Below are 9,772 nucleotides of genomic sequence, written 5' to 3'. Positions count from 1 at the left end.
GGCATGCCCCGCCCCCGGGTCCGCCGCGGCAGCGGCACGTGTACGGGGGTGGCGGCGCCCGCGGCGGCGCCGGCGTCCCCGCCCGCACCCATGGCCGTCTCCGGGCCCGTACGGGGCCGTACACCGCCTCCTGGGCCCTGTCCTGAGCCGCGCTCGGCCGGTCCGGCGTGCCCGATCTCCTCCGGCCGCCCCGCCTCCGGGAATCCGTCGTACCCGGCGCCGATGTCGGCTCCGGTGGATCCGGAGGTCCCGTAGCTCCCCGAGGTCCCGGTGGTTCCGGAAGTCCCCGTGGTCCCGGGGACACCGCCGTACCCGTCGCCGTACTCGTCCGCGTACCCGTCGGAGCGGCTGAACCCGCCTTCCCGCGCGCCCGGTTGGGCGTCGTACCCCCCGCCGGCCGCCGGCACTCCGTGTGACCCGGGCCCGTACGACTCCGCCGTGTGCGTGACGATCTTCGACGGGATCAGGACGACCACGCCGGTGCCGCCGCGCGAGGACGGGCGGAAGGAGATCCGCAGGCCGTGCTTGCGGGCCAGCCGGCCGACCACGGTGAGGCCGATCCGGGTGCCGGACAGGCCGGGCAGCAGATCGTTGGCGGCCTCGGCCGGGTCGCCGGAGACGAGGCGTTCGATCCGGGCGAGGTCGCCGGCGGGCATCGCGAGCCCGGCGTCCTCGACGGTGACGACGATGCCCGAGTGCGACTCCTGGACGTAGACGTGGACTTCCTCGGACGGCGGCGAGAAGTTGCAGGCGTTGTCCATGAGTTCGGCCAGCACGTGCATCACGCCCTCGGCCGCGTGCCCGGTGACGGCCGCGCCGCCCGTAGTGTGCAGCCGCACCCGGCGGTAGGCGTGGATCCGGCCCATCGCACCGCGCAGCACGCTCTCCATCGCGATCGGCCGGGTCCAACGGCGCCCGGAGCGCGAGCCGCTGAGCACGGCGACGCTGTCGGCGAGCCGGCCGGTCTGCGCGGCGCAGTGGTCCAGCCGCAGCAGGTCGTCCAGGACGCTCTCGTCGTGCCGCTGCTCCATCTCGCGCAGGTCGGCGAGCATGCTGGTGGTGAGGGCCTGCACGCGGGCGGCGGCGCTGGCGCAGGCGGCCATCCCGGCGGCCCTGGCGCGCTCGCTCGCGCCCAGCCGGCGGACCGTCACCTCCAGCAGCCGCTGGTGCACCTGGCCGGCCGGGCGCGGAAGTTGGGCCAGCACGGTGCCGGTGGAGCCGCCCTCGCGCATCCGCTCGACGGCGAGCGGGATCGTCACCTCGGCCAGTTGCGCGGCCTCGTCCTCGAGCGCGGCGGCCCGCGCGGTCTCGGTGTGCAGCGCGGCCCGCAGCGACGCCTCGGTCTCGGACCAGGCGCGCCGCCGTGCCTCCGCCTCGCGCACCGACCGCCGGGCCGCGTCGAGTTCGGCGGCGGCCTGCCGGGTGGCCTCCGCGTGCAGCGCGACCGTACGGGCGGTGTCGTCCCGTAACTCCGCCGCCTCGGCGCGCAGTCGGCGCACCGTGCGGCGGCGGGAGGCGGCCAGGGCGACCACGGTGCCGAGCAGCAGGGCGGCCAGCGCGGCGGTCGCGGCCACCAGCGGGCGGTCCTGGCCGCTCGCGCGGCGCACCGCCCAGCCGCCGGCCGCTCCGGCGGCGACCACCGCGGTGAGTGGCAGCGGCACGGCGCGGGCGACGGCACGGAACCCGCCGCCGGAGTGTCGCGGCGGCTGAAAAGGTAACGGGGAGTCTTGAGTTGACATCAATCGATACCTCATGGCCGGGCCAGAAGCCGACCGCCGTGCCGGGTCACGCTGACATACGGGCGGCAACAGGATGAGTTCGCCTCACCCTACTCGCCGAACCCGCCTTCAACGCCCGAAACGCGAGGAATTGGTCGCCGGACCGTTACTGGATCATCACCGCCCGTGCAAGAATCCACTTTCGGCCAGCGATTCACCCTGATCCAGAGGCAGTTGGGCAACTCGCCCGGCATCGCGCCACATTGCGCGGCGACCGGTCCCCGCCGCTACGGGGTGACCGGCCCCCGCCGCTACGGCGTGACCGCGAGCTTAGCCAGGATCGCCTGGGCCAACTCCTGGTCGCCCTCGACCTTCAACCGGTCCTCGGTCACCGCGGTCGCCTTCACCCGGCCGGTGAGCAGCCGCAGGAACGTCTCCCAGTCGAGCACGAAGGTGACCGCCGGGCCGAGCGAGACCGCGGAGTCGATGGTGCCGCGCCCTTCGGCGTTGACCCGGACGGTGCGCATGAACTCCAGCGGGCCGTGCACGTCGAAGACCACCGCGGAGCCGGGCTTGGCCCCCGCGTCGTGCGCGACCACCTTCGGCAGCGCCCGCAGGACGAACTCGCGGGACAGCACCGCGGCGGCCGAGGCGAGGTTGCCGGGCTTGTCCAGGGCCCGGCGCAGGTCCTGCTCGTGCACCCACACGTCGAACACCCTTGACCAGAGCTGCTCTTCGAGGGTGGTCTCGCCGCCGCCGATCGCCCGCACGTCGGCGTCGGGCTGCCGCGACTCGTTCCTGAGCTGGCGGCAGCGCCGGATGATGGTGTACTCCAGTTCGGAGGTCATCTCGGGCGCGGTGTGGTGGCGGCGGATGTCGACCGGGACCTCGGTGTAGCGGGCGGTCTCGCTGGTGATGTGCCGCAGGTCGCTGGGCAGGCTGTGTATCGGCCGCGGGTCGCCGAGCAACTCGCACTCGAAACCGATGACGTGCGAGACCACGTCGCGCACGGACCAGTACGGGCACTCGGTCGGGCGGTTCCACTCGCCCTCGACGAGTGGCGAGACCAGCTCGTTGATGGACTCTATGGAGTGGGTCCAGGCGTCGATATACGGCTGGATCTTGCTGTGGACGGTCACGGGACCCCTCGACGGTCGGTGCGCGGTCGTGGCGGTTTGGCGCCTAAGTTAGTCTTCGCGCGGGCGCCCACGCAGTGCTTTCGAGTGACGATGGTAGGCCCGACTTCGATGACCCAACGTAGGGGCGGTGTCCGGATGCGCGCAACGCTTCTCCAAATCGACGTGAACCCCGCCGAGGAGCCCGCCGCGCGGCGGGCCCGGGTGGCGGGGTTGGTGCGTGCGCAGGCCGGGGCAGATCTTGTCGTATTGCCCGAATTGTGGACGGTCGGCGCGTTCGCCGCGGACCTGTTCCCGGCCGAGGCCGAACCGTTGGAGAGCGGGCCCACCGTCGAGGCGATGGCCGCGGCCGCGCGTGACGCCGGGGTGTGGCTGCACGCGGGCTCCGTCGTCGAGCGCGACCCGGACGGGCCGCTCTACAACACCTCGCTCGTCTTCGCGCCCGACGGCGAGTTGCGGGGCGCCTACCGCAAGATCCACCGGTTCGGCTTCGACCGGGGCGAGGCCGCGCTGATGGCGCCGGGTGAGGCCGTCGTCACCGTGCGGCACCCCGAGGCCGTGCTCGGCCTCGCGACCTGTTACGACCTGCGCTTTCCCGAACTCTTCCGGCTGCTCGTCGATGCCGGCGCGGAACTCCTCGTCCTCCCCGCGGGCTGGCCGGCCCGGCGGCTCGCGCACTGGCGGGTGCTGGTGCAGGCCCGTGCGGTGGAGTGCCAGGCGTATGTCCTCGCGTGCGGTACCGCGGGGACGCACGCAGGGGTCGAGCAGGCGGGCCACAGCATGGTCGTCGACCCGTGGGGGGAGATCCTCTGCGAGGCCGGGCCGGACGAGCAGGTCCTCACGGTGGACTTCGACCCGGGCCTTGTCGCCTCCACCCGCGCGGACTTCCCGGTGCTGCGGGACCGCCGTCTGTGACGGTGCCCCGACCTGCCGGCGCGCCCCGTCCGGTGAGCGCCCCGTCCGGTGAACGCCGGGACCGGCCCGGACGGTGACGCGCTCGGCAGCGGCGGGGCACCCCGACGGCGGGGCACCCCGACGGCGAGCACCGTCACAGCGGGGCACCCCCCGGCGGGGAACCGTACGTCCGCGCTTCCGCCGCGGAAGCGGCTCAGTGGGAGTCGTGTTCCTTGGCGATGATGTGGTCGACGCAGACCGCGATCGCGAGGAGCATGCCCGCGTCGGCGTCCTCGCGTTCGACGTCGATGGCGTAGGAGTCGCGCAGGGTGAACCAGCGGCGGGAGATGCGGGCGAGCCGCTCCCCGTCGTACTCGATGTCGTACTCCTTGTCGATGAGGTCGCCGCGGATCTCCAGTTCCTCGCCGGAGGCGAGTTCGGCGCGGAAGACCTCACGCAGCAGGGCGAGCCGCTTCTTCTTGACGGTGACCAGGGTCTGGCCGCCGCGCTCGATGGTCATGGCGTCGCGCAGGCTGAGCAGCTTCTGGTGGACGACCGCCACCTCGTTGCCGTCGGCGTCCTGGATCTCCAGGGTGTCCCTGATCCGCAGCACCTTGCCGTCCACGTAGAAGGCGCGCCGCCCGTGCTCGTCCTCCACCCAGTAGTCGTCGCCGATCGCGAACATCTTCTCTCGCACCACGTATTTCATGCGGTATCTGTACCCCGCTTCACTGCTGCACCTGAATCTCCACGCGGTGCCGGATGTATTCGTCCGGATGCGATCGGGCGATGGCCACCGCCGCGGCCACGAGGTCGTGCAGTTCGGGCGGGTACGCCGACTGTTGGAGCGACAGCCCGGGGAGGATGCAGCGCCGGACGTCCAGGTGTTCGTTGCGGACGAACTCGTCCAGCGCCGCCGCGTTCCACTCACCGATCAGGGCGCGCGGTTCGTCGGCCTCGGCCGGGTCCTCGGCACCGGGCAGGCCGCGACCGGCCGACTTGTGCGGGCGAAGCCGTAGACCGGTCCAGTACCAGGCCCGCGCGGCGCCGGCCCGCTCCTGGTCGGTGCCCGTACGCAGGTATGCGAGCAGGGCGGCACGGACCCGCCGGCGCCCGAAGGCGTTGAGGGCGGGCTCCACGTACCAGCGGTTGAAGCTCGGGTCCGGGTCGTGGACGGCTGCCTTCACGAGCACGCCGAAGGACGCTTCCGGCAGCGTCGTGCCCTTCTTGGCCGCCGCGCGCAGGGCCGCTCCCACCCGCTGGACCCGCTGCCGTGGGTGGTCCGGGTCGAAAGCGGGGACATCGAGCCCGAGGACGCCGATCACCTCGTCCAGGCACCGGAGGAAGAGCTGCTGCCGGTCCTGCGGGCGGTCCTGCTGCCGGTCCGGCAGCGCCATGAACGTGCGCGGGCCGCCGTCCGGCTCCCGGTTCGGGTTCCCACCCGGGCCCGTCCCCGGGTTCCCGCCGCGCGTCCCGTCGTCCGGCCCGGTCCCGTGTGCGCTCATGTGCGCGGTCCCTCCCCTTGTCGGCGTGCCCGGCAGGGTAGCGCGGGGCGTGGCCGGCGGACCGGAATGTGTGCGGTGCCGCGATGAGGTTTGATGGAGATATGACTGCACGTGCACGCGTTCGCGCCCCCGAGCTGGCCGGCAAGGGTGGATGGATCAACACCGGTGGCGAGGAACTGTCGCTCTCCGACTTCCGAGGTCGCACATTGATCCTGGACTTCTGGACGTTCTGTTGTGTGAACTGTCTGCACGTTCTGGACGAGCTGCGCGCGCTGGAGGAGCGGCACCGCGACACCGTGGTGATCGTGGGGGTGCACTCGCCGAAGTTCGTGCACGAGGCGGAGCACCAGGCGGTGGTCGACGCGGTGGAGCGGTACGGCGTGCACCACCCGGTGCTGGACGACCCGGAACTGGCCACCTGGCGGCAGTACGCGGTGCGGGCGTGGCCGACGCTGGTCGTGATCGACCCGGAGGGCTACGTGGTGGCGCAGCACGCCGGGGAGGGGCACGCCCATGCGCTGGAGAAGCTGGTGAACCGGCTGGAGCAGGAGCACGCCGCGAAGGGCACGCTGCGCCGGGGCGACGACCTGTACGTACCGCCGGAGCCGGTCCCGACCGATCTGCGCTTTCCGGGGAAGGTGCTGTCACTGCCGGGCAGCGGCCACTACCTGGTGTCGGACTCCACCCGGCACGCGCTGGTGGAGCTGGCGGCCGACGGGGAGACCGTGGTGCGCCGGATCGGTACCGGCGGGCGCGGGCTGGCCGACGGCAGCGCGCAGACGGCCATGTTCAGCGAGCCGCAGGGCCTGGCGCTGCTTCCGGACGGCACCGTCATCGTCGCCGACACCGTGAACCACGCGCTGCGCCGGTTCGACCTGGACACCGGCCAGGTCAGCACGGTCGCGGGCACCGGCCGGCAGTGGTGGCAGGGCTCGCGTACCTCCGGGCCCGCGCTGGAGGTGGACCTGTCCTCGCCGTGGGACGTGGCCTGGTTCGACGACCGGGTGTGGATCGCGATGGCCGGCGTGCACCAGCTGTGGACGTACGACCCCGCCACCGAGCGGGTCGAGGTCGCGGCGGGCACCACCAACGAGGGCCTGGTCGACGGGCACGCCGGGGACGCCTGGTTCGCCCAGCCGTCCGGGCTGTCGGCGACGGACGGCAGGCTGTGGATCGCCGATGCCGAGACGTCCGCGTTGCGCTGGGCCGAGCGGGCCACCGACGGCGACGGGTACGTGATCCGTACGGCGGTCGGCACCGGGCTCTTCGACTTCGGGCACCGCGACGGACCGGCCGGCCAGGCGCTGCTCCAGCACCCGTTGGGGGTCACCGCGCTTCCGGACGGCTCGGTCGCGGTGAGCGACACGTACAACAACGCGCTGCGCCGGTATGACCCGGTGAGCGGCGAGGTGACCACGCTCGCGAGCGATCTGCGCGAACCGTCGGACGCGGCCGTGGTCGACGGCGACGTGGTGGTCGTGGAGTCCGCCGGGCACCGGCTGACCCGGATGCGGCTGCCGGAGGAGGCGGCCCGGGTGCAGGGCGCGGCGCACCGCACGCAGCGGGCGGCGACCGACGTGGCGCCGGGGCCGCTCCGGCTTGACGTGGTGTTCAGCGCGCCGCCCGGCCAGAAGCTGGACGACCGCTACGGTCCTTCCACCCGGCTGCTGGTCGAGGCGACCCCGCCGGAGCTGCTGAAGGCGGGCACCGGCAGGGGCACCGACCTCTTCCGGGAGCTGGAACTGGACCCGGCGGTGGCCGAGGGGGTCCTGCACGTCTCGGCGATGGCCGCGTCGTGCGACGACGACACGGCCAACCCGTACCCAGCCTGCCATGTGCACCAGCAGGACTGGGGTGTCCCGGTCCGGCTGGTGCCGGGCGGTGACGCCCGGCTGGCCCTGGTCCTGGCGGGCATGGACGAGGGCCCCGCCGAAGAGGCTCCGTAGCTTCGTAACTCCAGAGCTTCGTAACTCCAGAGCTTCGTAACTCCGGAGCTTCGTAGCCTCAGTTCCGTATCGGCGGTCCGGGCCCCTGTCCCGCGATCAGCGCGGCCCTCAGTGGTGGCTGTGGCTGCGGCTGTGGTGGCTGCTGTGGCCGTGGCTGTGGCTGCTCCCCGACGACGGATGGCACGCGGTGAGCCCGACCCCGCACACCGCGGTGATCACGGCGGCGATCACGACGCTGCGACTGCGACTGCGGCTGCTGACAAGGCTGTTGGCACGGCTGCGGCTCGGCATGGTGTGGCATCCCCCTGGGTTTCTTCGGCTGATGCGTTCGAACGGCCATTCTGCCGTGGGAGTTTCACAGTCCGGTGACAGGAACATCCCGTCTGCCGCACAGCCCGCGTGGATCGGCGATCATGGCGGTATGGAATTTCGCCACCCTGCCAAGCCGCGTCCGGGGGACCGGGTGGCGGTCGTCTCGCCGTCGGCCGGCCTGCCGGCGGTGCTGCCGCTGCCGTACGAACTCGGACTCGCCCGGCTGCGCGGGGAGTTCGGGCTGGAGGTGGTGGAGTATCCCGCCACCCGGCGGATGGGGGCGACGCCGGCGGAGCGGGCCGCGGACCTGCACGCGGCGTTCGCCGATCCCGATGTCAAGGCGGTGATCAGCAGCATCGGCGGGGACGACCAGATCACCGTACTGCCGCTGCTGGACGCGGAGTTGCTGCGGGCGAACCCCAAGCCGTTCTTCGGGTACAGCGACTGCACCAACCTGCTGGTCTTCCTGTGGAACCTCGGGATCGTCGGCTACCACGGCGGCAGCGTGATGGTGGAGTTCGGCCGGCCCGGGGCCCTGCACCCGGTCACCGAGCGGTCGTTGCGCGCGGCGCTGCTCGGGTCGGGGCCGTACGACCTGGCGCCCGCGGCCGAGTTCACGGATCTGGGGCGCCCCTGGCAGGACCCGCGGACCTTCGACTCCGCGCCCGAGATGGAGCCGGGCGGCGGCTGGACCTGGCACCGCCCCGACCGCGTGGTGCAGGGCCCGAGTTGGGGCGGGAACCTGGAGATCCTGTCCTGGCTGCTGATGGCCGACCGCGGCATCAAGGCGCCGGAGGCGTACGAAGGGTGCGTGCTCTTCCTGGAGACCTCGGAGGACCTGCCCTCCGACGACGAGGTCTACCGCATCCTGCGGAACATGGGTGAGCGCGGGCTGCTGCGGCGGTTCTCCGCGCTGTTGATGGGCCGCGCGAAGAGCTGGTCCTTCGAGCGGCCGCTGCCGCCCGAGCAGCGCGTCGACCACCGTGCCAGGCAACGCGCCGCGGTGCTGCGCGCGTTCGGGCAGTACGCCCCCGACACGATGATCGTCTTCGACGTCGACCTCGGCCACACCGACCCGCAGCAGGTCATCCCCTACGGCGGCCAGGTCCGCGTCGACGGCCCCGCCCGCCGCATCACGGTGACGTACTAGGGCGGCGAGCGGGGCACACCTTGCCGGGAAGGGCTGGTGCTGCTCGGGCGGGGCAGGGCTGCTCGGGCGGGTCGGCTCAGCTCTGCAGGAATGCGGTGAGGGCGTTCGCCAGGTGGTGGGGGTCGTCGGCGCCGGCGAGTTCGCGGGCGGAGTGCATGGAGAGCAGGGGCACGCCGATGTCGACGGTGGTGATCCCGTGGCGTGCCGCGGTGATCGGCCCGATCGTCGTCCCGCAGGGAATCGTGTTGTTGGAGACGAAGTGCTGCAACGGCACCCCGGCCAGCTCGCACGCGGCAGCGAAGGCCGCCCGGCCCAACCCGTCGGTGGCGTAACGCTGGTTGACGTTGGTCTTGAGGATCGGCCCGCCGTTCGCCCGCGGGTGGTGGCTCGGGTCGTGCCGTTCCGCGTAGTTGGGGTGCACCGCGTGCCCGACGTCGGAGGACGCGCAGATCGTCGAGGCCAGTGCGCGCAGTACGTCCTCCTGGTCCCCGCCCCGCGCCAGCACGGATCGTTCGAAGACCCGGCCGAGCAGGGGCCCGCCGGCACCGGTGTCGGACTGGCTGCCGGTCTCCTCGTGGTCGAACGCGGCGAGCACGGGAATGCGGGTGAGGTCGGGCTGGGCGGCGGCATGGATGAGCGCGGCCACGCCCGCGTGCACGGAGAGCAGGTTGTCCAGCCGGGGGGAGGCGAAGAGTTCGCCGTCGCGCCCGAGATACGCGGGCGGCTGGACGTCGTGCGTCATCAGGTCCCACCCGGTGACGTCGGCCTCGGGGACACCCGCGTCCTCGGCGAGGAACGCGATGAGGTCGCCCTCGGCCGCGTCGCCCAGGCCCCAGATGGGCTGGAGGTGGCGCTGCCGGTCCAGGGTGAGCGCGTCGTTCGCCGAGCGGTCGAGGTGGACGGCGAGTTGGGCCACCCGCAGCAGCGGCCGGTCGATGTTGACCAGGCGGGTGGAGCCGTCGCGCAGCGACAGCCGCCCGGCGATGCCGAGGTCGCGGTCGAGCCAGCTGTTGAGCAGCGGGCCGCCGTAGATCTCGACGGCGATCTGGCGCCAGCCGTGCGAGCCGAGGTCGGGCTGCGGCTTGACCCGGAGGTTCGGCGAGTCGGTGTG

General features: G+C 72.7%; 9 protein-coding genes. 3 read left to right on the top strand and 6 right to left on the bottom strand.

What is annotated here, in order from left to right; translation table 11 throughout:
- Together AC13HU_RS22835 and AC13HU_RS22830 are read right to left on the bottom strand one after the other, a co-directional pair.
- Positions 1–1,661 (bottom strand): sensor histidine kinase (locus AC13HU_RS22835; protein ID WP_483043800.1); only part of this gene is annotated, 1,661 nt, incomplete at its 3' end.
- 368 nt (positions 1,662–2,029) lie between these two features.
- The gene (locus AC13HU_RS22830; protein ID WP_483043799.1) at positions 2,030–2,857 is read right to left on the bottom strand and encodes a maleylpyruvate isomerase family mycothiol-dependent enzyme; all 828 of its coding nucleotides are present in this window, start codon (positions 2,855–2,857) and stop codon (positions 2,030–2,032) included.
- A 135-nt stretch (positions 2,858–2,992) separates the two neighbouring features.
- Between AC13HU_RS22830 and AC13HU_RS22825 the strand changes: the two genes are divergently transcribed.
- Positions 2,993–3,769: a carbon-nitrogen family hydrolase gene (locus AC13HU_RS22825; RefSeq protein ID WP_483043798.1), complete on the top strand. Its 777-nt coding sequence runs from the start codon at positions 2,993–2,995 to the stop codon at positions 3,767–3,769.
- 193 nt (positions 3,770–3,962) lie between these two features.
- Here the strand turns inward: AC13HU_RS22825 and AC13HU_RS22820 are convergent, their stop codons facing one another.
- Together AC13HU_RS22820 and AC13HU_RS22815 are read right to left on the bottom strand one after the other, a co-directional pair.
- Positions 3,963–4,457 carry an LURP-one-related/scramblase family protein gene (locus AC13HU_RS22820; RefSeq protein ID WP_483043797.1) on the bottom strand — a complete coding sequence of 165 codons (495 nt, stop codon included), beginning with the start codon at positions 4,455–4,457 and terminating at the stop codon, positions 3,963–3,965.
- Between the two features lie 19 nt (positions 4,458–4,476).
- The gene (locus AC13HU_RS22815; protein ID WP_483043796.1) at positions 4,477–5,253 is read right to left on the bottom strand and encodes a hypothetical protein; all 777 of its coding nucleotides are present in this window, start codon (positions 5,251–5,253) and stop codon (positions 4,477–4,479) included.
- Positions 5,254–5,354: 101 nt separating this feature from the next.
- On the opposite strand from AC13HU_RS22815, the gene AC13HU_RS22810 reads away from it, so the two are divergent.
- Positions 5,355–7,199 (top strand): NHL domain-containing thioredoxin family protein, encoded by a 1,845-nt coding sequence (locus AC13HU_RS22810; protein WP_483043795.1) that lies wholly within the window; start codon positions 5,355–5,357, stop codon positions 7,197–7,199.
- Positions 7,200–7,307: 108 nt separating this feature from the next.
- Here AC13HU_RS22810 and AC13HU_RS22805 read toward each other — a convergent pair whose 3' ends face one another.
- A complete protein-coding gene (locus AC13HU_RS22805; protein WP_483043794.1) occupies positions 7,308–7,490 on the bottom strand; it encodes a hypothetical protein in 183 nt (60 codons plus the stop codon).
- A 130-nt stretch (positions 7,491–7,620) separates the two neighbouring features.
- On the opposite strand from AC13HU_RS22805, the gene AC13HU_RS22800 reads away from it, so the two are divergent.
- Positions 7,621–8,661 carry a S66 family peptidase gene (locus AC13HU_RS22800; protein ID WP_483043793.1) on the top strand — a complete coding sequence of 347 codons (1,041 nt, stop codon included), beginning with the start codon at positions 7,621–7,623 and terminating at the stop codon, positions 8,659–8,661.
- Positions 8,662–8,737: 76 nt separating this feature from the next.
- On the opposite strand, the gene AC13HU_RS22795 is transcribed toward AC13HU_RS22800, so the two are convergent.
- Positions 8,738–9,772 (bottom strand): M18 family aminopeptidase (locus AC13HU_RS22795; protein ID WP_483043792.1); only part of this gene is annotated, 1,035 nt, incomplete at its 5' end.

This window comes from Streptomyces sp. NH27 (assembly GCF_056859195.1).
This window is presented reverse-complemented; position numbering and strand designations above follow the sequence as displayed.

Bases quoted from the DNA above. Each gene is read 5' to 3' on its own strand.
- AC13HU_RS22805 (WP_483043794.1), bottom strand. From the start codon at position 7,490: ATGCCGAGCCGCAGCCGTGCCAACAGCCTTGTCAGCAGCCGCAGTCGC.
- AC13HU_RS22810 (WP_483043795.1), top strand. From the start codon at position 5,355: ATGACTGCACGTGCACGCGTTCGCGCCCCCGAGCTGGCCGGCAAGGGT.
- AC13HU_RS22820 (WP_483043797.1), bottom strand. From the start codon at position 4,457: ATGAAATACGTGGTGCGAGAGAAGATGTTCGCGATCGGCGACGACTAC.
- AC13HU_RS22800 (WP_483043793.1), top strand. From the start codon at position 7,621: ATGGAATTTCGCCACCCTGCCAAGCCGCGTCCGGGGGACCGGGTGGCG.
- AC13HU_RS22815 (WP_483043796.1), bottom strand. From the start codon at position 5,253: ATGAGCGCACACGGGACCGGGCCGGACGACGGGACGCGCGGCGGGAAC.
- AC13HU_RS22825 (WP_483043798.1), top strand. From the start codon at position 2,993: ATGCGCGCAACGCTTCTCCAAATCGACGTGAACCCCGCCGAGGAGCCC.